Annotated in this window: 15 protein-coding genes; 7 read left to right on the top strand and 8 right to left on the bottom strand. The window is 71.9% G+C overall.

Annotated elements, in window-relative coordinates:
- Positions 1–22 precede the first annotated feature (22 nt).
- From ACWF7A_RS08395 to ACWF7A_RS08405, 3 genes are read right to left on the bottom strand one after another with little or no spacing between them, the layout of a single operon-like run.
- Positions 23–3559, bottom strand: coding sequence for an nSTAND1 domain-containing NTPase (locus ACWF7A_RS08395; RefSeq protein ID WP_452249771.1), 3537 nt, complete (start codon positions 3557–3559; stop codon positions 23–25).
- Between the two features lie 35 nt (positions 3560–3594).
- Positions 3595–4716 carry an ArgE/DapE family deacylase gene (locus ACWF7A_RS08400; RefSeq protein ID WP_452249772.1) on the bottom strand — a complete coding sequence of 374 codons (1122 nt, stop codon included), beginning with the start codon at positions 4714–4716 and terminating at the stop codon, positions 3595–3597.
- Positions 4713–5690 carry a pyridoxal-phosphate dependent enzyme gene (locus ACWF7A_RS08405; RefSeq protein WP_452249773.1) on the bottom strand — a complete coding sequence of 326 codons (978 nt, stop codon included), beginning with the start codon at positions 5688–5690 and terminating at the stop codon, positions 4713–4715. The genes ACWF7A_RS08400 and ACWF7A_RS08405 overlap by 4 nt, the downstream gene beginning before the upstream one ends.
- A gap of 92 nt (positions 5691–5782) precedes the next feature.
- On the opposite strand from ACWF7A_RS08405, the gene ACWF7A_RS08410 reads away from it, so the two are divergent.
- Positions 5783–6013 (top strand): hypothetical protein, encoded by a 231-nt coding sequence (locus ACWF7A_RS08410; protein ID WP_189157587.1) that lies wholly within the window; start codon positions 5783–5785, stop codon positions 6011–6013.
- On the opposite strand, the gene ACWF7A_RS08415 is transcribed toward ACWF7A_RS08410, so the two are convergent.
- On the bottom strand, positions 6010–6873 hold the full coding sequence (locus tag ACWF7A_RS08415; protein WP_452249774.1) for a LysR family transcriptional regulator: 864 nt from the start codon (positions 6871–6873) through the stop codon (positions 6010–6012). The genes ACWF7A_RS08410 and ACWF7A_RS08415 overlap by 4 nt on opposite strands.
- An 82-nt stretch (positions 6874–6955) precedes the next feature.
- Between ACWF7A_RS08415 and ACWF7A_RS08420 the strand changes: the two genes are divergently transcribed.
- The 5 genes from ACWF7A_RS08420 to ACWF7A_RS08440 all read left to right on the top strand — a co-directional run bounded on the left by ACWF7A_RS08420 (position 6956) and on the right by ACWF7A_RS08440 (position 15237).
- Positions 6956–7768 (top strand): LLM class flavin-dependent oxidoreductase, encoded by an 813-nt coding sequence (locus ACWF7A_RS08420; protein ID WP_452249775.1) that lies wholly within the window; start codon positions 6956–6958, stop codon positions 7766–7768.
- A complete protein-coding gene (locus tag ACWF7A_RS08425) occupies positions 7768–8571 on the top strand; it encodes an alpha/beta fold hydrolase (protein WP_452249776.1) in 804 nt (267 codons plus the stop codon). Before ACWF7A_RS08420 ends, ACWF7A_RS08425 begins: the two co-directional genes overlap by 1 nt.
- Before the next feature lie 114 nt (positions 8572–8685).
- The gene (locus ACWF7A_RS08430) at positions 8686–10572 is read left to right on the top strand and encodes a hypothetical protein (RefSeq protein WP_452249777.1); all 1887 of its coding nucleotides are present in this window, start codon (positions 8686–8688) and stop codon (positions 10570–10572) included.
- Positions 10573–10647: 75 nt separating this feature from the next.
- A complete protein-coding gene (gene ligA, locus ACWF7A_RS08435) occupies positions 10648–12642 on the top strand; it encodes an NAD-dependent DNA ligase LigA (protein WP_452249778.1) in 1995 nt (664 codons plus the stop codon).
- Between the two features lie 1581 nt (positions 12643–14223).
- Complete coding sequence (locus tag ACWF7A_RS08440; protein WP_452249779.1) at positions 14224–15237, top strand: glycoside hydrolase family 88/105 protein; 1014 nt, start codon at positions 14224–14226, stop codon at positions 15235–15237.
- Between the two features lie 70 nt (positions 15238–15307).
- Here ACWF7A_RS08440 and ACWF7A_RS08445 read toward each other — a convergent pair whose 3' ends face one another.
- On the bottom strand, positions 15308–16231 hold the full coding sequence (locus ACWF7A_RS08445) for a peptidoglycan-binding protein (protein ID WP_452249780.1): 924 nt from the start codon (positions 16229–16231) through the stop codon (positions 15308–15310).
- A gap of 10 nt (positions 16232–16241) precedes the next feature.
- Positions 16242–16766, bottom strand: a complete 525-nt coding sequence (locus ACWF7A_RS08450) for a helix-turn-helix transcriptional regulator (protein WP_452249781.1) — start codon at positions 16764–16766, stop codon at positions 16242–16244.
- Between the two features lie 82 nt (positions 16767–16848).
- Here ACWF7A_RS08450 and ACWF7A_RS08455 point away from each other — a divergent pair, with 82 nt between their 5' ends.
- Complete coding sequence (locus ACWF7A_RS08455) at positions 16849–20976, top strand: nSTAND1 domain-containing NTPase (protein ID WP_452249782.1); 4128 nt, start codon at positions 16849–16851, stop codon at positions 20974–20976.
- On the opposite strand, the gene ACWF7A_RS08460 is transcribed toward ACWF7A_RS08455, so the two are convergent.
- Positions 20931–21596, bottom strand: a complete 666-nt coding sequence (locus ACWF7A_RS08460; protein WP_452249783.1) for a response regulator — start codon at positions 21594–21596, stop codon at positions 20931–20933. The two genes, ACWF7A_RS08455 and ACWF7A_RS08460, sit on opposite strands and share 46 nt — an antisense overlap.
- The gene (locus ACWF7A_RS08465) at positions 21593–22675 is read right to left on the bottom strand and encodes a sensor histidine kinase (RefSeq protein ID WP_452249784.1); all 1083 of its coding nucleotides are present in this window, start codon (positions 22673–22675) and stop codon (positions 21593–21595) included. The genes ACWF7A_RS08460 and ACWF7A_RS08465 overlap by 4 nt, the downstream gene beginning before the upstream one ends.
- Between the last annotated feature and the right edge of the window lie 116 nt (positions 22676–22791).

A 22791-nucleotide genomic window follows, 5' to 3' on the forward strand; every position in this document is an offset into this window, starting at 1 on the left:
GAGATCGTCCTGACGAAGGTCGTCAGGGACAGGGCGGGGTGAGGTCGACGTCCGGGAAGTAGCGGTTCCAGTCGGGGGCGGACAGGGGCGGCGACACCGCGGCGCAGATGCGTTCGGCGGCGTGGCCGACGTCGGCCTCCCACGCTCGTACCGTCCGATCGCCGCCCGCGCTGAGCAGCGTGCGGCCGTCGGGGAGGAACGCGAGCGCGTAGACGCGGTCGGTGTGGCCGGACAGGGTGGCGAGCGGGGTGCGGTCGCCGGTCCGCCAGAGCCGGACGTCGTGGTCCGCGCTCGCACTGGCCAGGGTCGTGCCGTCGGGCGAGAACGCCACGGCGTGCACGGTGTCGGTGTGGCCGGTGAGCTCGGCGTCGAGCCCACCGGTCACGGCATCCCACACGCGGACGGCGAAGTCGGTGCCGCCGGTGGCGAGGAACCTGCCGTCCGGGCTGAACGCGACCGACTTCACGACGTGCGACCGGCCGCTGATGTGCGTGGTCACGCGGCCCAGCGCGATGTCCCAGACGCGCACGCTGAAGTCACCGGAGCCGCTGGCCAGGCGACGGCCGTCGGGGCTGAACGCGAGGGTCTCGACGGAGTCCGAGTGGCCCGCCAGGGTGCCGGTCGAGGCGCCGGTCCTCGCGTCCCACAGCACGATCGTGCGGTCCGTGCCCGCGGTGGCGATCGTCGAGCCGTCCGGGCTGATGGCCAGCGCGTTGACGGCGTCGGTGTGGCCCGCGAGGCCGGGGAGCTTCACCGGTGTGGTGCCGCTGACGTCCCAGCGGTGCACGCGGTGGTCGGCGCTCGCTGCCAGCAGGGTCTTGCCGTCGGGCGTGAACCTGACCGTGTTGACGGCGTCGGCGGGCCCGGTCAGGACGGTCAGGAGCCGGCCGTCCCGCCACAGCGTCACCGTGCGGTCGTAGCTGCCGGTCGCGACGGTGCTGCCGTTCGTGGCGACGGAGTAGACCGAGTCGCTGTGGGCTTCGAGGAGCTCGCCGGGCAGGTCCCACAACCGGACGGTGTGGTCGTCGCTCGCGGTCACCAGCGTCGTTGCGGCGAACACGGCCGCGACGACCCCGGCGGTGTGTCCCGCCAGCACGAGCGGGCCCGGCCGGTCGAGGTCCCAGACGCGGGCGGTGCGGTCGACCGACGTGCTGGCGAGACGGCCGTCGGGGCTGAACGCGAGGCCGCGCACGACGTCGGTGTGACCGGCGAGGGTGCGCGGCTCGCCACCGTTCGCCGGCCAGACCTGGACGTCGCGGTCGTGGCTCGTCGCGATGCTCTGCCCGTCCGGGCTGAGGGCGACGGCGTGGACCGGGCCCTTGCCCGGCAGCGTGCGCGAGGTGCCGGCCTTCAGGTCCCACAGCAGCGCGGAGCCGTCCCAGGTGCCGGCGACGAGCCGGTCCGGGCCGAACGCGAGCGAGATGACCGACCCGGGGTGACGCAGCTCGGTGGTCTGGCGCGGGCTGCGCGGGTCGGTGAGGTCCCACAGCCGGACGAACCCGTCGGTGCTCGCGGTGGCGAGGACCCGGTCGTCGGCGCTGAACGCCACGGCGTTGACCTCGCCGGCGTGGGAGAGGGTGGCGAGCGCGGTTCCTGTGCTCGTGTCCCACAGCCGGGCCGTGCGGTCCCATCCGGCCGTGGCCAGGATCGTGCCGGCGGAGTTGAAATCGACCTTCACGACGTTGTCGGTGTGGCCGGTGAGCTTCGCGACGTCTCGCGGGTGGTGCGGGTCGGTCACGTCGACGACCTCGACCGTGCGATCGCGGCTCGCGCTGGCGAGCAGCTTGCGCTGGGACGAGTAGGCGACGGAGTTGACGTTGTCGTGGTGGCTCGTCAGGCGGGTGGCGTAGGAAGGCGTGAACGCGCTGAGCACGGCGCTGCGGGCATCGGGCGTGGGGGAGAGCCGGTACGCGGCGAGCGCGAGCTGGGCTGCCAGCGCGGGATCGCTGGCGCGCAGGCGTTGGGCGTCCTGGGCGACCTTCTGCGAGAGAGCGCTGTTGCGCTGGTTCGTCGCCTCCCTGGTGGCCTGCATCGCCGTGACGCTGATGCCGGTGACGACGATCAGCAGCAGGGTCAGCAGGCCCACGAGCACCTGCAGCACCCGCCGGCCCCGGCGGGTGCTCGCGAGCTCGGCGGACTCCGCGGCGACGCTGGCGGTGAGGAACTCGTGTTCGCGGGCCGTCAGCGGGTGCGGCGGCTCGGCCAGCCACGGGCGGAACGAGGCGAGCCGGGCGCCGCGGGCGAGCGCGCCGGGATCGCGGTCGAGCGACTCCCAGACGGTCGCCGCCTCGGCCAGGTCGCGGTGGGCGCGCAGGCCGTCGCGGTCGGCCGCGAGCCACTCCCGCAGCCGCGGCCAGCAACGCAGCAACGCCTCGTGCGTGATCTCGATGCGGTCGTGGTCGACCGTGACGAGCCGGTGGGTGGTCAGCGCCTCCAGCACCAGCGCGGCGTCCGGTTCGTCGTCGAGCTCGCCCCGGTGGACGCGGCGCTTGGTGTCCTCGGTGCCGTCCCCGATCGCGGTGAGCCGGAGGAACAGCGACCGCACGACCTCCTGCTGCCGTTCGGTGAGACCGGCGAACACCGACTCGGCCGTGCGGGAGAGCGCGCCCTCGAACCCGCCGGCGGCGCGGAACCCCTGCAACGTCAGGGTGTTGCCCTTCCGGCGGTGCCACGTCTCCAGCAGGGCGTGCGAGAGCAACGGCAACGCTCCGGCCTGCTCGGCGCAGTTCGCGACGAGCTCGGCGACCAGCGCGGTCTCGACGGCGTGCCCGATGCGCCGCGCGGGCTGGACGATCGCCGCGCGCAGCTCGTCCGTGCTCATCGGGCCGACGGTGAGCTGGGCCCGCCCCATCGCCTCGACCAGCACGGGGAAGTCCGTGCAGTGGCCGTAGAAGTCGGCCCGCACGCCCAGCACGACCCGGTGCGCCGTGAGCGCGTCGACGAACCGCCTGCGGACGTCCCGGTCCTCGCAGAGGGTGAAGATCTCCTCGAACTGGTCGACCACGAGCACGGTGTCCTCGCCGGCGTCCCGCACCGCCCGGGAGCACTCCTCGAGCGGGCTCGGGCCGGGCGTGAACAGCACCGCGTGGTCGCCGAGCCGGGGCATCAGACCGGCCCTGAGCAGCGACGACTTGCCCGCGCCGGACGCGCCCACGACCACGACGACCCGTTCGTCCTCCACCTGACGGGTGAGCCGGTCGATCAGGCGGTCGCGGCCGAAGAACCGTTCGGCGTCCTCCCGCCCGAACGCCTTCAGGCCCGCGTAGGGCGAGCCGGGGTCCTGCTCCGGCGGCGCCTCGTCCGCGGCGACGGCGTGCCAGCGGCGTTCCCACTCCTCCTCGGAACCCCCGCACCCCCGCACGTAGGCGAGCGTGACCTGCAACGTCGGCAGCTTGCGCCCGGCGGCGGCCTGCGACAGCGCCGCCTCCGAGTAGTGCGTCAGCGAGCTGAGCCGGCGGTAGGTCGGGCTGCCCGCCCGCTCCCGCAACGACCTGAGCTCCCGCGCGAACGCGAGCACGGCTGAGTCGCCCGCGTCGAGCGGACGTTCCTTGCGTGGCATCCCCGGTTCCCCCTCGTACTCCCCGGGAAGTCAACCTAGCGACAGAACTCGGTGATCGTGCCGGTCAGGACGTCGGTGAGCCGGTCGAGAGACGCCAGGTCGACGTGCTCGGCCGCCGCGTGGGCACCCGCGCCGTCGACACCGAACAGCAGGCAGGGGATCCCGGCGCGGTCCAGCAGCGCGCAGTCGGTCCAGAACGGCTCGGCGCGGATGACCGGCGGCGCGCCGAGGTTCGCGATCAGCGTGCGGACGATCTCGGCGTCCGGGTCGGCCTCGAACGGGTCCCTGGCGAGGCCTCGGGTGAGCGTGGCGGTGAAGTCCGGGACCGTGGCGGTCAGGTGTCCGAGGATCGCGCGCAGCTCGTCCTCGGTCTGCTGCGGTGACTCGCCGGGGACCGTGCGGCGTTCGAGGGTGATCCGGCAGGCGGACGGGTAGGTCGAGGCCTCCTCGCCGCCGCTGATCAGCGACGCGTGCACCGTGCCGGTGCCGAGCAGGGCGTGGCGCGGGCCGTCTTCGAGGTCCCGGGCGAGCTGTTCGAGCGCCACGAGGAAGTGGCCGGCCTTCGCGATGGCGTCGATGCCCAGCTCCGGTCGTGAGCCGTGGGCCGCCCTGCCCGCGATCTCGACGTCGAACCACACGAAACCCTTGTGCGCCAGCGTGACCTCCAGGTGGCTGGGCTCGGTGACGATGGCGGCGTCGGCGGTGAAGTGGTCGAGGACCTCCTCCGTGCCGAAGCTGCCGTGTTCCTCATCGGCCACGCACGCGACGATGACGTCGCCTCGGAGCGGGCGTTCGGTGGCTCTGGCGGCGGCGACCATCATGGCCGCGATGCCGCCCTTCATGTCGAAGGTGCCGCGGCCGAACATCCTGCCGTCCCGGACCACGGGCTTCAGCGGGTCGCCGTCGTACCCGGCGAGGCCGACGGTGTCGACGTGGCCGTTGAGCATCAACGACCTCCCGCCGCCGGTGCCCTTTCTGACCGCGACGATCGACGGCCTGCCGGGCCGTTGTTCGAGGCGGTGGACCTCGAAGCCGTTGGTGTGGAACCAGGTGGTGAGGAAGTCGGCGATCTCGCCCTCGCCGTTGCCTCCGGGGACGAGGTCGGGGTTGACCGAGTCGATGGAGATCAGTTCTGCCAGCAGGTCACGTGGGTTCACGGGCGTCCTTCGGTGCTGATGAGAACGACGGTGTCGAGTGGACCGAACTCGTCACGCATGGCACGGAGTCCGGCAAGAGATGCAGCGCCGCACGGTCCTGAGTGGACGTTCTGCGCGTGGAGGTCCTGCATCGCCTTGGTGCAGTCGGCTTCGGAGATCGAGACGGCGGCGTCCAGTCCGTTGCGGAGGTGGGGCCAGGAGGTGGTGGACGGTGTGCCGCAGTTGAGCCCGGCCATGATCGTGTCGCCGGTGGGGACGGTCGTGACCTCGTCCGCCCTGAGGCTTTCGAGGACGCACGCGGCGCTGTCCGGTTCGACGGCGAGGAGTCGCGTGCGGGAGTCGCGGCTGCGGTAGTGGGTGATCACGGCCTGCGCGAACGACCCGACGCCGACCGGGACGACGACCAGGCCGGGTTCCGCGTCGAGCTGCTCGTCGATCTCGTGGCAGAGCGTGCCGTAGCCCTCGACGATCCAGGCCGGGACCTCCTCGTAGCCGGGCCACCCCATGTCCTGCACGAGGACCCCGTCCGCGTTCGCGGCCTGGGCGACCGCGTCGTCGTACGTGCCGTCGACCACCGTGACCTCGGCGTTCTCGGCGCGGATGGCCGCGACCGCCCGTTCGGGCACGGTGCTCGGCACGAAGACGTGGGCCCGCTGACCGCGCAGCCGGGCCATGCGCGCGACCGCGCGGCCGTGGTTTCCGTCGGTCGCGGTGGTGAGCGTGACCTGACCCGAACGGCGTTCGAGCACCCGGTGAACGGCCCAGGACGCGCCGAGAGCCTTGAAAGCGGGCAGGCCGAGCCGGGAGGATTCGTCCTTGACGAACAGGCGGCCGACCCCGAGCTCCGCGGCCAGCGCCGGCAGTTCGGTCAGCGGAGTGGGTGCGTAGCCGGGCAGTCCTGCGTGGAACTCCCGCACCTCGGTGGGCGCGGGCGGGCATCGCCAGCTGCGGGCTCCTGGCCGCGAGAACTTCATGGGAGACAGCGTGCGGGTGGTCCGGATCATCGGTCCAGCGCATGTTTTCGACCTGTATCGGTGGGAAGATCCGATGAGTCGGGGAGGAACGGATGAGTGACGAGGAGCTGATCGTCGAGTTCGCGCTGGCTCGTGTCGACAACCCGGGCCTCGACCTGGAGGAGGTCGCCGCGCTCGTGGTGCGGCGGGTGGGGCCGGAGCGCATGGTCGAGTTCGCCGGGCAGACCCTGGTGCACCGCGACGAGCTGCGGGGAGCGGTGTTCCCGGCGGCCGTCGAGCACGTGCTGCGGGTGGTGCTGACGTTGCGCGGGCCGCGCGACTAGAGCCTGCTCGCGGCGTTCCTGGTCAGCTCCAGGACGCGGGTGGCCAGCGGCGACAGGGTCCGGTTCGCCTGCCAGGCAAGGTAGATCTCGCGCGGCGGCAGCGCCGGTTCGAGCTCGTGCGTGGACAGGCCTTCCCGCAGGTCCAGGGCGAGTCTCGGCACGACGGCCACGCCCAGGCCGGCGCGGACCATCGAGAGCACGCCGCGGTTGTCGGCCGTGCGGAACACGATCAGCGGGGCGACACCGGCGTCGGCGTAGATCCGTTCGACCCTGGCCTGGTCGCAGATCGGCGGCTGGGCGACCATCGGCGTGCCGTGCAGTGCCCGCAGCGCGACCGGGCCGTCCGGGAACTGGCCGCGGCGCGCGACCAGCACGTACGGGTCGTCGAGGATCTTGGTCTGCTCGACCTCGCCCTTCAGTCTCCCGTCGAAGAAGAGCAGGTCCAGGCCGTCGACGCGCGGCTGGTCGGGCTCCTCCTCGAACAGCCGGATGTCGGCGGCGGGATGCTCGTCGAGGATCTGGCGCACCACGGCCGGGAGCAGGACGTTGGTGACGCTCTGAAACGTGCCGACGTCGACCCGGCCCTCGCCCGCCCGGAACCGTTCGACGGCGTCCTCGGTGGCGGCGGCACGGGCCAGGAGCTCACGTCCGTGGGCCAGCACGACCTCGCCCAACGGCGTGAGGCGGACCGGTTTCGGGCCTCCCGGGCGGTCGAACACGGCGCCGCCGACGGTCTTCTCCAGCGCGGCCACCTGCTGGCTCACGGCCGACTGCGTGTAGCCGAGGCGGTCGGCGGCGCGGCCGAAGGTGCCTTCCGCGGTGACGGCGTCCAGGGTGGCGAGGTGACGGAGGTCCAGCACGAGCTGATGATAAGCACAGCTGGTTGTTCCGAGCAGAATCTATCGCTTTTGTTGATGCTCGATCGTTCCTAGCGTTGCCGGTATGAACCCTCGATGCGCGCTCTGGCTGCCGCTCTTCGACTCGCTCGCCGACCCGCTGCTCGTCGCCCGCCTGGCCGCCGAGGCGGAGGAGGCGGGCTGGGCCGGGCTCTTCGTCTGGGACCACCTGCGGTGGCGCGAGCCGGTGACGCACGTGGCCGACCCGTGGATCACGCTGGCCGCCGTCGCCGCCGCGACCTCGACGCTGCGGTTCGGGCCGATGGTCTCGGCGGTCACCCGCCGCCGCCCGGTCAAGCTCGCCCGCGAGACCGCCTCGCTGGACCTGCTCGGCGGCGGCCGGCTCGTGCTCGGCGTGGGCCTCGGCAGCGACCGGTTCGCCGGTGAGTTCTCCCGGACCGGCGAGGAGTGCGACGACCGGGTGCGCGGCGAGATGCTCGACGAGTCGCTGGAGGTCCTGCGGGCGGCGTGGTCGGGCGAGACCGTGCACCACCGCGGTAAGCACTACACAGTGGACGGTGTGACGTTCCTGCCTCGGCCGGTGCAACGGCCTGGAATACCGGTGTGGGCGGCGGGTTTCCCTGGGAGGCAACGACCGATGCGCCGCGCCGCCCGCCTCGACGGGTTCTTCCCGGTGAACCTCTCCTCGGCCGATGAGTTCGCGGACGCCGTGGGGCGGGTGCAGGCCCTGAGAACCGGTGACGGACCGTTCGACTACGTCTGCGAGGTCGAGCCCGGCGCCGACGTGTCGCCGTTCGTTCGGGCCGGGGCCACGTGGTGCCTGACGGCGTTCGACCCTGCTTCTCTCTCGGTGGATCACGTGCGCGGCGTGCTGCGCGATGGACCGGCGGTGCGCTGATGAACATCAACGGAGTGGAACTGTGCGTCGAGACGTTCGGCGATCCTCGTGACCCGGCCGTCTTGCTGATCCACGGCGCGTGCGCGTCCATGCTGTGGTGGCAAACGGAGTTGTGCACGGCTCTCGCAGCACGCGGGCGGTTCGTGATCCGCTACGACAACCGCGACACGGGGTTGTCCGTCAGCTATCCGCCCGGTGAGCCCGGCTACGCGCTGTCCGACATGGTGCTGGACGCCGTCGGGATCTTGGACGCGCTGGGCGTGGCACGGGCGCACGTGGTCGGGCGGTCGATGAGCGGGGCGATCGCACTGGCGCTGGGCGTCGAGCACGCGGACCGGGTGGCGTCGCTGACGTTCCTGGCCACCACGACCGGTGATCCCGGGTTGCCGCCGATGACCGAGGCGTTCATGGAGGCGTCGGGGCAGCAGTCGTCGTCCGACGTGGAGAACATCGTGTCGGTGCTGCGCGCGTACGCCGGTGCGTCGCCCTTCTTCGACGAAGAGGCCGTGCGTCGGCTTGCCGTTGAGGACGTGGCACGGAGCGTGAACGTGCAGTCGGCGATGACGAACCACTTCTGCATCGAGTTCGACGCACCTCGGAGTGGTGGGTTCGGTGACATCGTCGCGCCCACGTTGGTGGTGCACGGGGCGATCGATCCGGTGTTCCCGCTGGAGCACGGCGAGGCGTTGCGGGACGCGGTGCCGGGGGCGTCGTTGCTGGTGCTGGACTCGGTCGGGCACGACCTGCCGCGCGTGGTGTGGCCGTTGTTCGTGGACGCGCTTGTAGCGCACACGAGTGCATGACTTCGTCGCGACTGGTCCGTTCAGCCGATCACCTCTTGCCGTTCAACGGCCCCAAACGACCTGTCGTCGCCCGCGGCCCCCGCCCCTGCTCGGATCACTGATCGACTTGGCCGGGTGGGAAGGACGTTGGGCTACGCGGACGCCGTGGAGTTGCTCGTGGACCGGTACCGGGCGGCGCTCGACCGGCCGATCGTCGACCCCGGCCGGGGGCCGAAGGGTCCGCTGGTCAGGGACGCGTACGTCGACCCGGACTTCCGGACCGGCCTGTCGGCCTCCGTGCGCTCGGACCTCTACGAGCACGTGGTCGGGCACCTGACCTCGCCCGGTGCCGTGACCCGTCCGCTGGTCGTGCTCGGCGGGCCCGGATCGGGGAAGTCCCTGCTGACGGAGGTGCTGGCCGCCCGGCTGCCCCTGAGCGGCTTCCCGGCCGTGCGGATCGACCTGGGGTCGGTCGCGACCGAGGCCGACCTGCTGGGGCAGACCGAGCTGGGCGCCGTGCTGCGGGAGGACGCGCTGCCCGTGGTGCTGCTCGACGACGCGACCGAGCCGGGCTTCCTGGAGACCGTCGAGGCGTTCCAGCGCCGATGCGCCGGGGACGGACGGCCGGTCGCGGTCGTGGTGACGAGCAGGGACGGCGTGCTGCGGGTTCCCGCGGACGTGGACGTCGTGCGGCTGATGCCGTTCTCCGCGGACAACATCACGACGTGGCTCGACGTCTGGAACGCCGCCGGCCGCGGGGAGCCGCTGCCGGTGGAGGCGGTGCTCCCGCACCTGGACCTCGCCGAGCAGCCGCTCCTGCTGCCGTTGCTCGCTCTGCACCACGCGGACGGCCTCGCCCGCGTGGACCTGTACGACCGGGTGCTGGACGGGGTGCCCGGGCTGGAACGCATGTCGGCCGCCGCCGTGGCGCGGTTCCACCAGGGCGGACGGTTCTCCAGCGCGATCTTCGGGGAGTACCTGGTCGCGCGGTCGGTCTGGCGCGCACTCCGGGAGACGCGCGGTTCGCGGTCCGACGACTCCCTGTACGCGTTGCTGTCGCGGACCCCTCTGTCGTCGAGCGCCGAGGTGCTCGAGTTCCTGGCGGAACGGGCGGACGGTGCGGACGACCGATCCGAGCTGGCGGAGTCGCTCAGGCGGGTGCTCGCGCGTCAGCCCGCACGGCGGTCCGTGCCCGCTCGGCACGCGGTCTACAGCCTCAACCTCGTGCTGCTCCACGTCGTGCTGTCGCCGCTGTGCTCGTCGCGCGACATCGGCGTGGACGACTGGCCGAGGCTGACGGCGTTCTGGAAGTCGCAGCTGTCCGAAGTGGAGTGGGACGCGCTGGTCGGGACGCTGCACGTGCGGTGGTCCGGGCCCGCGGCAGTCGTGCTCGGGATCGGCGCTGACGTTCCGGCCACTGTGGAGGATGGCGGGCCGGTCGGGCGGATCTCGTTGCGCGACGCGGTGAGGGAGGCCCGGTTCACCGGCGATCCGGTGGCCAACGAGTTCCGGCACGCGTTCGAAGCCCTGCCGGACAACCGGTGCGACGTGCACTACGCGCGGGCGCTGGTCCAGCTCGCCGCCTCGCCGGTCGACCCGGAGGACCGCGCGGCGCACTACCTGCGGTGGGCCGGCCGGTACCCGGACCTGGTGCTGGACCGCCTGCGCCGGGACGTCACCGTGAGCGTCGCGACGCTGCGGGAGCTGGCCGGGACCGGACTGGCCGCGAGCAGCGCGTTCGTCGTGCAGCTCTGCGACCGGATCGGCAGAGGAGGGCCCGACGAGGACCTGCTCGACGTGGTCGACGGCCTCGGGCTGCCGCGCGTCGACGACGGCTGCGAGATCGCGATGCTGGACGCGTGGCTGCGGCTGCACGAACAGGGCTACCGGCATCCGTCACACCGTCGGGTGGATCTGCCGGCGGTGCTGCGGTCGGTGGACTTCGAGATGGTGGCTCGGCTCAGGCCCGATCTGGTCTACCGCTGCGGGACGGTGGCGCACGAGATCGGCCTGTTCGGCTGAACTCCAGCGGGGCTCGAGCGGTGCTCCAGGCACGACCGTCCATTTTTGTCGGTGGTGCCCGGTAACGTCCCGTCCATGAGTGCTGCTGGGGATCGGATTCAGGAGCTCGCCGCCAGGATCGTCGAGCTGCGTGACGCGTACTACCAGGGTGAGCCGCTGGTGGCCGACGCGGAGTACGACGCGATCGAGGACGAGTTCCGCGCCCTGGTCGCGAAGCACCCGAAGCTCGCGCCGGAGGACAACCCGCTCGACCACGTGGGCGCGCCCTCGGTGCTGCACGCGCCGGTGCGCCACTCGCGGCCCATGCTGTCGCTGGAGAAGGCGAACAAGCCGGAGCAGGTCGAGTCGTTCTTCGCGCGGTTCCCCGGTCAGCCCGTGGTCGTCATGCCGAAGCTCGACGGCCTGTCGCTGGCGCTCGTGTACGAGAACGGCCGCCTGGCGCGCGCTGTCACCCGTGGCGACGGCACGACTGGCGATGACGTCACGTTCCTCACGCGCGCGCTGTGCGACGGCGTGCCGGACAAGGTCGAGGCGCCGGGGCGGGTCGAGGTGCGCGGTGAGTGCGTGATGCTGCGCTCGACGTTCGACAAGTACAACGCGGCGCACCCGGACAAGCCGTTGATCAACCCGCGCAACGCGGCCGCGGGCACGTTGCGCGCCAAGGACCCGAAGGCGGTCGAGGGGCGGCGCATGCAGTTCTTCGCGTTCGACCTGACGACCGAGCCGGAGAGTGCCGACTCCGACCTCGACGCGGGCCTGCGCAAGCTGGGCTTCAGCGTCGCGGAGATGGAGCACTGCTCCACCGCCGCCGAGGCGCAGGAGCTGATCGGCGGCATCGAGACGGCCCGCAACACGCTCGACTACGACCTCGACGGCGCCGTGCTGCGCCTGGCGAACCGCGACGCGTTCGCCGCCGCGGGCACCCGGTCGTCGTCCCCGCGCGGCGCGATCGCCTACAAGTTCGCGGCCGAGGAGAAGACGACGGTGCTCAAGGCCGTCGTGTGGGACGTGGGCAAGACCGGCAAGATCGCCCCGGTCGCGTGGCTCGAGCCCGTGTTCGTGGGCGGCACCACCGTCACCCGCGCGACGCTCGCGAACCAGGAGGTCATCCGCTCGAAGAACATCAAGATCGGCGACACGGTCCTGGTCCGCCGCGCGGGCGACGTGATCCCGTTCGTCGCGGGCGTCCTCGACGAGTCGAAGCGCACCGGCGAGGAGCAGGAGATCGTCCCGCCGTCGGAGTGCCCGTCCTGCGACCAGCCGCTGACCGAGCAGGGCAACAGCCGCGAGCTGTTCTGCACGAACGCGGCCTGCCCGGCGCAGACCGTGCGCCGCCTGATCCACTGGTCGTCCCGCGCCGCCGCCGACATCGACGCGATCGGCCAGGTGTGGATCGAGCGCCTGGCCGAGACGGGTGACCTGGTGAACCCGTCCGACTTCTACACGCTCACCAAGGAACGCCTGCTGGAGTTCGACCGCGTCGGCGAGGTCTCCGCGACGCGGATGATCGAGTCCATCGACCGCAGCCGGTCCGTGGGCCTGCGCCGCGCGCTGATCGGCCTGTCGATCCCGATGGCCTCGGAAGGCACGGCGGCGAGGTTGTGCCGCGCGGGCTTCGAGTCCCTGGAGGCCGTGGCCGACGCGGGCGTCGAGAAGCTCGTGGCGGTCGAGGACATCGGCCAGAAGGTCGCCGAGTCGCTGAACGCGCACCTGGCCCGCCTGCGCCCGGAGATCGAACGCCTGCGGGAGCGCGGCGTCTCGCTGGAGGTGCGCGAGGAGGACCTGCCCCCGGTCGTGGTCGCGGGCGCACCGCTGGAAGGCAAGTCCGTGGTCATCACGGGCTCCATCAGCGACCCGCGCTCGGGCGAGAAGGTCACCCGCCCGACGTTCCAGAAGATGTGCGAACGGGCCGGCGCCACCGCGGCCTCGTCGGTCTCGGCGACCACCGACCTGCTCATCACGGGCGAGGGCGTGGGCGCGGGCAAGCTGACGAAGGCGGAGAAGCTCGGCGTCGAGGTCGTCGACCAGGGCGAGATCTGGAAGAAGCTGATCGCGGCCGGGGTGGCCTGACGCGTAGGTGAGAAGGCCCCCGCGTTGCCTGCTCGCCGGGGGCGCGTGACCTCCGCAGAGGTGAAGGCCCCTCGCGCTGTCTGGTCGCCAGGGCCGCCTGCCTCTGCAGAGGTGAAGGCTCCCGCACTGCGTGGTCGCTGGGGCGCCTGATCTCTGTGGAGGTGAAGGCTCCCGCACTGCGTGGTCGCTGGGGCGCCTGACCTCTGCGGAGGAGAAGCCCCCGCAAAGCGTGGTCGCCGGGGTCGCCCGATCCCTGCAGAGGTGAAGGCCCTCGCGCTGGCTGGTCGCCAAGGCCGCCTGCCTCTGCAGAGCTGAGAGTCCGGGCGTTGCGTGGTCGCCGGGGCTGCCTGATCTCTGTGGAGGCGTAGGGCCCCGCACGGCGTGGTCGCTGGGGGCACCTGATCTCTGCGGAGGCGAAGGCCTCCGCACTGCGTGGTCGCCGGGGTCGCCCGACCCCCGAAGAGGGTGAAGGCCCCCGCGCTCCCTGGTTGCGGGCGTCACCTGATCCGCAGAGGAGAAAGCCCGGGCGCTGCCTGGGTTCGCCTGACCCTGAACAGAAGAAAGCCCCCACGCTGCCTGGGGGAGGACGGCAGCCTGGGGGCGGAAGGCCCTCGGTTCGTCTGGGGGGTGTGACGGTCCGAGGGCGAAGCGTGGGGGTCGGTGCGGCGGTCGCCTCTCGGCGGTGTGCTCGACGCGGTTCCGGGTGAACGGTGTGCCGCGAGGGCTTCTGTGGTGGGGCCCGGGGACTCGTTCCGCACCGACCGTTCTGTTCAACAGCGCGGGGTTCTGGTGTGTTCCACGGTGTCTTGTGTGGCCGGTCACCGTGGAGTTGTTGGCTTGCAAGGGTGGAGATGGGGAGGAAAGCCCTCGAGCCGTCTGGGGGTGTCCGGCTCGAGGGCGTGGCTTGGGGTCGGTGCGGCGGTCGCCTCTCGGCGGTGTGCACGACGCGGTTCCAGCTGAATCGGTATCCCGTGAAGGCTTTGAGTTGGGGCCCGGGGACTCGTTCCGCACCGACTGTCCTGTTCAACGGAGTGGGCATCCGTTGTGTTCCAGGGTGACCTGTGTGCCCGGTCACCAACTTACGTTCAGAATTCTTGGCTGTAAACAGAAATCAGGTCAAGCACTTGGTAGACGCACCGGGCATCTGTTGCGTTCCAACAGAAGCTGTGTGTCGAGTCACTCTCGCAGTGACGCAATTCCATGTCAGGCAACAAGGTTCGGCGAAGCAGGAGGTCGGCGCGGCAGGAGAGATCCGCGCCGACCAGGACGCCCTCGGGCAGTCTGTCGGGGAGAGCGACGGCCCGAGGGCGAGCTTGGGGAGGTCGATGCGATCGGTCGCCTCTCGGCGAGTGGCTCGACGCGGTACCAGCCGTGCGGTCTTCCGCGAAGGCGATGAGGTGAGGCCCGGGGGACACGGACCGCACCGACCAACCTGTACAACGGCGGCACCGGTCATGGTGTTTCCGGACGGGCTGTGGGGTCGCTCACCGCGTACCGGGATCTCGCCGAACCCTGGCCCACCGCGGAAGTCCCCGCTCTAATGGGAGCCGACGCCGCCCATGTCACAGGTTGGAGAACCTGATGGTGAGGCGGCGTTCGTTCCTGCTCGGGGCCTCGGCTCTGCCCCTTCTCGGCTCCGGCACGGCACAGGCCCTGGCCGGTCCGCTCGACTCCGGGCGTCTGGCGGCGGACTACTGGATCCGCACGCAGGCCCTCGGCGGCAACGACTGGCAGGACGCGACCCTGCACAGCGGCGTCATGGCCCTGTACCGCGCCACGAACGACACGAAGTACCGCGACTACACGCTGAGCTGGGCGAACCGGCACGGCTTCGGGCTCAAGTCCCAGTCGGGCAACCCGCACTTCGCCGACCACCAGGCCGCGGGCCAGCCCTACCTCGACCTGTACGAGGACAACCCGGAACCGCGCAGGCGGGCGGCGATCGTGCGGGAGATCGACGCGACCATCGCCACCGGCCGGACCGACTACTGGTGGTGGGTCGACGCGCTGCACATGGCGCTGCCGATCTTCGCGCGGCTGGGCAGGGCGGACTACGGCGACCGTCTCTACCGCTCCACCCGTCAGCGGCTGTGGAACAACGGGGTGTGGTGGCGGGACGGCAAGTTCGTGAACAAGAACATCTACTGGTCGCGCGGGAACGGCTGGGCGATCGCGGCGCTGGCCAAGGTGCTCCAGGTGCTCCCGCGGACCTCGCCGTACCGCGCGGGCTACGAGGCCGACTTCCGGCAGATGGCGGCGAGGCTCGCCCAGGTGCAACGCCAGGACGGCTTCTGGAACGTCAACCTCGGAGACCCGAACAACTATCCGGGCCCGGAGACCAGCGGCACGGCCTTCTTCACCTACGGCCTGGCGTGGGGCGTGCGGTCCGGTCTGCTGAACGCCACCTATCGGTCCGTCGCGCTGAAGGGCTGGGACGGGATGCTGAGGCTGGCCCTGCAACCGAGCGGCCGGCTCGGGTACGTGCAGGGCGTGGGGCAGCAGCCGTCGGACCACCAGCCCGTGCGCGCCAACGACACCGCGAACTTCGCCGTGGGGGCCTTCCTGCTCGCCACCTCGGAGGTCGCCCGGCTGTGAGGCCCACGACATCGAGGCGGACCCGCGGGCCCGCCTCGACGGTGTCACGATCGACGGTGTCACGAACCGGTCAGTAGAAGCAGCCCGTGCGGGGCAGCGACGACGGCGCGGGCGGCGTCCGGCCGTCGTAGATCGCGAGCAGGAAGTTCTGCGGGCAGTAGGACGTCCCGCTGATCTTGATCGCGATGTGCAGGTGCGGGCCCGTCGAGTTGCCGGTGTTGCCGGTCGTGCCGACGCGGTCACCCGCCTTCACGGAGGTGCCGTTCGAGACCGACCACGACGAGAAGTGGCAGTAGATGTAGTCGACGCCGCTCTTGACGATCCGCAGGCCGTTGCCGCAGCCGTTGGGCTCGTTGATGCGGTAGGCGGTGCCGGTGACCATCGCGTAGGCGGGCTTGCTGTTCACCGGCAGGTCGATGGCGGGGTAGTCGTGGTGCGGGTCGTCGTACTCGCTGCGCGGCAGGGCGCTCTTGGCGAGCGGCAGGCTGAACGTGCCGCCGCCACCGCCGCCGGACCCCGAGCCGCCGACCAGGGTCTGCCAGGTGTTCGGGCCGACGATGCCGTCCGCCGTCAGGCTCTTCGACTTCTGGAACGCCACCGCGGCGCTGTGCGTGCCGCCGCCGAAGTCGCCGTCCTCGTCCAGGCCGTAGCCGTACCGGTTGAGCTGGACCTGGGCGGCGCGCACCGCGTTGCTGTTGTTGCCCTGCTTGACGCTCACGACGAGCTTCGGCCAGGTGTTCGGGCCGATCTGGCCGTCCGCGGACAGGCCGTTGGCGCTCTGGAACTGCTTGACCGCCGCCTCGGTGGCCGGGCCGAAGTCGCCGTCGGCGCTGATGTTGTAACCGCGGTGGCGCAGGAGGTGCTGTGCGGTCAGCACGTTCGCGCCGTTCTGGCCCTCCTTCACGTTCGGCCACGACGGCAGCGCCGCCTGGGCGGGGCTGACGAGACCTATCAGGACCCCGAACGAGATCAGGGCGGCAACGAGGATTCTCATGGGCTGCACGCTAGGAACGCAGCGCCGGCGGACGCCCTAGTCGCGAGACCAGTTGTGTGCGGTCGCGGCAGCCGAACTTCCTCAGCAGGTTCGACACGTGGTACTTCACCGCGCTCACCGTGATGAACATGGCCGCCGCGATCTCCGCGTTCTCCCGCCCCTCGGCGACCAGCCGCAACGTCTCCCGCTCGCGCACGGTCAGCGACGCCGGCGGGGGACCGGGCAGCAGCGATGACACCAGCCGCGGTGACACCCAGCCGCCGAACCGGTGCACGTCGTGGACCGCCCGCACGATGTCCTCGGGAGGGTCGTCCGCGAGCACCAGGCCGGTGACCCCCAGACGCACCAGTGGCTCCACGGCGTCGAACGACGGCAGCACCGCGACGGTCCGGGGCCCGGCGGCACGGGAGGCGTCGACGACGGTCACGTCGGCGGGAGTGCCTGGGCCAGCCCACGGCACGGCGGCGAGGCGGGACGAGATCCTGTCGGCCAGCAGCGTGCTGCGCAGCGACAGTGAGACATGGATGGTTCGCACATCCCGGAACTGTCGGCAAAGGGCCGTATTTCCGCGTATCGGGTGCGTATAACGCGAGGTCGTTGTTACCGTTCCGCCGATCATGGGGGAGGGGCGCGTGCGGTTCCGGGTGCTCGGTCCGATCGTCGTGTCGGGCGGCGGGGAGACCCCGCTGCGGTCGGCGAAGCAACGGACCCTGCTCGCGATGCTCGTGCGGCACGCGAACACCCCCGTCTCCGCGCAACGGCTGATCGAGGTGCTCTGGGAGGTCCCGCCCGCGTCCGCGCAGGAGAACGTCCGCCTGTACGTCTACCAACTCAAACGCGCGCTCGGCCTCGGCGACCGGATCACCCGCGGGCCCGGCGGCTACGAGCTCGCGGTCGAACCCGGCGAGCTCGACGCGGACCTGTTCGGCCGGCTGGCCGCGGACGGCGACCAGGCGCTCGTGGACGGAGACCCGGCCAAAGCGGCCGGCCTGCTCACCGAGGCGCTCGCCCTGTGGCGCGGCCCGGCCTACCCGGACCTGCCCGGCCAGTTCGCCGCGCGGCTCGAGGAGGCCCGGCTGCGTGCCGCGGAAGCGCGTGCGGCAGCCGAGCTGGCGCTGGGCCGGCACGCCGAGGTGATCGGTGCCTTGGCCGAGCTCACCGAGGCGAACCCGTACCGGGAACCGTTGCACGCCAAACTGATGACCGCCCTCTACGGCGCGTCACGCCAGGCGGAGGCGCTGGAGGTGTTCCGGCGGGCGCGCGAACGGCTCGTGGACGACCTCGGCATCGAACCCGGCGCCGAACTGCGCGGCCTGCACGAGACGATGCTGCGGGGCGCTCCGGTGCACGAACCCGCGCCGCCGAAGGTCGCCCGCGCGGACTGCCCGTACCGCGGCCTGATGGCGTACCAGCCGGAGCACCACCCGTGGTTCTTCGGCCGGGACGACCTCGTCGGCCTGGTGACGCGGCGCATCGACCGCCATCCGGTCGTCGGGGTGTTCGGCGCGTCCGGCAGCGGCAAGTCCTCCCTGCTGCGGGCCGGCGTCGTCGGCGGGCTCGGCGCGGCCTGGCGGCCGATCGTCCTCACGCCGACCGCGCACCCGCTGGAAGCGCTCACCGCCGCGCTGGCGTCGTTCACCGGCAAGCGACCCGACCTCGGCGCGGACCCGGCGGCGTTCGACGTCGAGGTGCGCAACGCGCTCGCGAACGGCCCCGACGACGTCCGCGTGCTGCTCGTGGTCGACCAGCTGGAAGAGCTGTTCACCCTGTGCGCCAACGACAGTGAGCGCTCACAGTTCATCGGGGTGCTGCTGGACGCGGCCCACGGCCCGCACCGCCGCACACGCGTCGTGCTCGGCGTCCGGGCGGACTTCCTCGCCCACGTCACCCAGCACCCCGGCCTGGTGCAGGCGCTGGCGGACGAGGCGACGGTGCTGGTCGGTCCGCCGTCGAGCGCCGACCTGCGCGACATCGTGCTGCGCCCGGCGGCGATGAGCGGGCTGTCCGTCGCCGCGGACCTGCTCGCGACCGTGCTCGCCGACGTGGACGCCGAACCGGGCGCGCTGCCGTTGCTGTCGCACGCGCTCGTGGAGACGTGGCAACGATCCGGCACCGAACTGACCCTGGCCGCGTATCGGGCCGGCGGCGGGGTGCGCGGGGCGATCGCGCAGACCGCCGAACGTGCCCACGGCGACCTGGACAGCACCGAACAGCTGGCCATGCGGCGGATCCTGGTCCGGCTCACCGCGTTCGGCGACGGCACCGAGGACACCCGGCGGCCGATCCGCCGCGGCGAGCTCGACGGCATCGCGGAGGCGCCGGTGATCGACGGTGTGCTCGGCCGTCTGGTCTCCGAGCGGTTGATCGTGGTCGACGAGGACACCGCGGAGATCGCCCACGAGGCGCTGATCCGGGCCTGGCCGCGGTTGCAGCGCTGGCTGTCCGACGACCGCTCGACGTTGCTGGTCCACCGCAGGCTGACCGCCGCCGCCCACACGTGGAGCGAGCTCGACCGCGACGAGGGCGCGCTCTACCGGGGCGCGCAGCTGGTCACCGCGTCCGCCTGGGCGCAGGACCACCCCGGCGAGCTGAACGCGGCGGAGGAGGCGTTCCTCGAGGCGAGCCGCGCGCGGGAGGAAGCCGAGCAGGTGGCGGTGAAGCGCCGCAACCGCTTGCTCACCAAGCTCGTCTCGATCATGGGCGTGCTGCTCCTGCTGGCCGTGGGAGGCGGAGGCGTCGCGTGGTGGCAGTCGCGGGAAGCCCAGCTGCGGCAACGGATCGAGCAGGCGCACCAGACCGCGCTCTCCGCACGGGACCTCGTCGACACGGCACCCGACCTCGCCGGGCCGCTCGCGATGCAGGCCTACCGGTTGTACGCGGACGCCGACACCCGAGGTGCGTTGCTGAGCACCGCTTCCGCGCCTCGCCGCCGCATCGAGCTGAACGCCGACGGCCCGCCGGTGCTGGACGTGACCGTGTCCCACGGGGGCGACGTGGTCGCGACGGCCGACCGGGACGGGCACGTCACGTTGTGGGACCTGCGGACCCGGTCGAGGAAGCTCCTGCTCGCCGACCACAACACGTTCACCGACGGCGGCTACGCGAGGCAGGCCGAGTTCAGCGCGGACGACAGGTTCCTCGCCTCGAACGCCTCGCTCCCGGCGCTCGGCGGCAGCCGCGGTGATGTCGTGGTGTGGGACCTCACGACCGGGAAAGCCGTGTTCTCCCGGCAGTTCGACGTGATCACCGCCGGACTCGCGTTCCACCCCGCCGGGACGTCGTTCGCGGTCGGTGTCGCCGGAGGGGCGGTCGAGGTGTGGGACGTCGCCACCCGGACCAGCCGGACGTTCCAGGGGCACGGTGTCGAGGTGAACGCGCTGGCGTTCAGCCCGGACGGCTCGGTCCTCGTCACCGCGAACGGCAAGGAGCGCCCGCTGGTGTGGGACGTCGCCACCGGCGCGCGGATCGGCGAGATCCCCTCGCTGGAGGTCAACAACGTCGTCTTCGACGGCACGACGATCGGCACCGCGACGTTGCGCGACGGCGTGAAGTTCTGGGACGTGCACGGGAGGCTGCTGTCGGAGCTGCCGAAGCAGGGCGCATACGCGTGGGAGGCGTCCGCGCCGGTGGGCGGCCGGATGGCGGTGGCGGACGAGGACGGGCTCATCACCGTCTGGGACATCAGGACCGGCCGGCCGATCACGACGTACCGCGACCGCGGACGCACCGAGTCGAGGGCGATCGCGCTGGGCCGGGACGGCACGCTGCTCGTGTCCGGCGGCTTCGGCCGGACCGTGGCCGTGCGCGAGGACGCTGTGCCGCCGTTCACCGGGCATTCCGACGGCATCAACGACATCGACGTCTCCCACGGCACGGTCGCGTCGGCCGGTGACGACGCGACCGTGCGGCTGTGGGACCTCGACGGCACCGCACTGGCCACTTTGGATGGTCACTCCGACCGGGTGGAGTCGGTGTCGTTCAGCCCGGACGGCTCCCGGCTGGCCGCGCTGACCCGCGACCACACCATCTCGCTCTGGGACGTCGCCCGGCGCGAGCGGCTGTCGTCGTTGTCCTACAACGGGCTCGGGGCGTCGACCGACATCGAGCTCCAGCCGGACGGGCGCGGTCTCGTCACGGCGTCGCTCGGGCGCTTCCGGTGGAGCCTGCCGGACCTGGAGCAAGGCGCGTTCTCCGGCGGCCCGTACATCGCGAGCGCCCTGGAGTTCACGCCCGACGGGCGGCTGCTGATCTCCACCGACCCCGCGGGTGGCGCGATGCTGTGGGATCTCGCGGGCGACAGGCTCGAACGACGGGTCAGCACCGGGCAGGGCGACGTGCGGGACGTCGCGGTCAGCCCGGACGGCACGCGGTTCGCGACGGCGGGCGCCAACCGGACGGTGAAGGTCTGGGACGTGGCCACCGGTGCCGAGCTGATGACGCTGACCGGCCACTCCGCGCCCGTGGTGGCGCTGGCGTTCAGCCCCTCCGGCGCCACGCTCGCGTCCGGGGGAGAGGACGACGCGGTCGTGGTGTGGGACCTCGGTACCCGCTCGGGCACCACGCTGACCGGGCACGGCGGGCCGGTGCAGGCCGTGGCGTTCACGCGCGAGGACGAGCTGGTGTCCGGCGCGAACGACTCGCGGATCATCCGCTGGTCGCTGACCACCGCGGCCGCCGAGGCCCGGATCTGCGCCGACGGCTACCCGCGGTCGGAGATCTGCGGGACCACCAGGCCCGACTCGTAGGCGATCACCACGAGCTGGGCCCGGTCGCGGGCGTGCAGCTTCGTCATCGCGCGGTGGACGTGGGTCTTCGCGGTGAAGGGGCTGATCACCATGCTCGCGGCGATCTCGTCGTTCGACAGGCCGCGAGCGACGAGCGTGACGGCCTCGCGTTCGCGGTTCGTGAGGTGGTCGAGGCTCTGGTCCGGCCGTGGCGGCTGGCTCACGTACCGGTCGATCAGCCTGCGCGTGATCGACGGGGCGAGCAGCGCGTCGCCGCGGGCCGCGACCCGGACGGCGTGCAGGAAGTCCTCCGGCTGGACGTCCTTGACGAGGAACCCGGCCGCGCCCGCCTTCAGCGCGTGGAAGACGTGCTCGTCGAGGCCGTAGTTGGTGAGGATCACGACGTGCGTGCTCGTCAACGACGGGTCGGCGGCGATCTTCCTGGTGGCCTCGATGCCGTCCATCTCGGGCATCTGGATGTCGACCAGGGCGATGTCCGGGAGGTGCAACCGCGCCTGCTCGACGCCCTGCACGCCCGTCGCGGCCTCGGCGACGACCTCGATGTCGTCCTCGGCCTCCAGCAGTGCGCGGAACCCGCTGCGGATGAGCGGCTGGTCGTCGACCAGCAGGACGCGGATCACGGCTGTGCCACGGGGAGCTCGGCCCGCACGCGGAAACCGCCCTCGGTGCGGGGCGCTGCCTGGAGGTGGCCGCCGAGCGCGGTGACCCGTTCGCGCATGCCGAGCAGCCCGACGCCGGGTTCGGTGTTCTTCGGCGTCGCCTCGCCGTCGTCGTCGACCTCGACGACCACCGCGTCCGGGCGGTAGTCGATGTGGACGCGCGCGGTCGCGGCGGCGGCGTGGCGGGAGATGTTCGTGAGCGACTCCTGCACGATCCGGTACGCCGTGCGTTCCACCGCCGCCGGCACGTCGTCGTGGCTGCCCTCGATCGTGAGCTCGGCGTCCAGGCCGGTGGACCGGGCGCGCTCGACGAGGCCGGGGACGTCCTTGAGGCCGTGCGGCGGGGTCTTGTCGTCGTCGCGCAGGGCTTCGAGCGTGGCGCGGAGCTCCCGGGCGGCCTCCCTGCCCGCGTCGCGGATCACGAGGAGTGACTCGGGCACGTCCTCGCCGCGTTTCCGGGCGAGGTGGACGGCGACCTCCGCCTGCAGCTTGATCACCGAGATCTGGTGCGTGAGCGAGTCGTGCAGTTCGCGGGCGATGTGCAGGCGTTCCTCGTTCGCACGCCTGCGCGCCGTCTCCTCCTTCGTGCGCTCGGCCTCGTCGGCCCTGCGTTCGGCCTGCCTGAGCGCCTCACCGGCGGCCGCGGCGGCGATCAGCCACGCGATCTGCAGGACGTCGCGGGTCTGGGCGAACGCCTCGTAGGTGGTGAGGTCGCGTGGCGAGAGGAGCGCGGCCAGGGGGAGGGTGGCGAGCATCAGGACGGACCCTGTGAGCGTGAACAGGCGGTGGCCCGCCCGTACGGCCGCGTAGACGGCGAACAGGAACGCGATCACCGGCACGTCCGCGCCGGTGGCCTGGTAGCCGAGCGCGAGGACTCCGGTCGCCACCAGCACGGTCCTCGGCGCCGTCCGGCGTGCCACGAGCACCAGCCCGCTCGCGGCCAGCAGCACGTAACCGGGCCCGGTGGCGGGGTGTCCGGCCACGACGAGGCTCGCCGCCACTCCCGCGGCGATCGCCCAGTCCAGCCAGCGCTTGGTCATGCGTGCACCCTAAACCTCCGTTCGCGCTGGTAGATCGTTCGCCGGGAGCATTGTTGGAGTACTGCGCCCGTAGTACTCGGGTGTCCACGCCGGCACGACGACCTGAGGCGGGTTCG

It is taken from the genome of Lentzea sp. NPDC055074, from assembly GCF_053608005.1.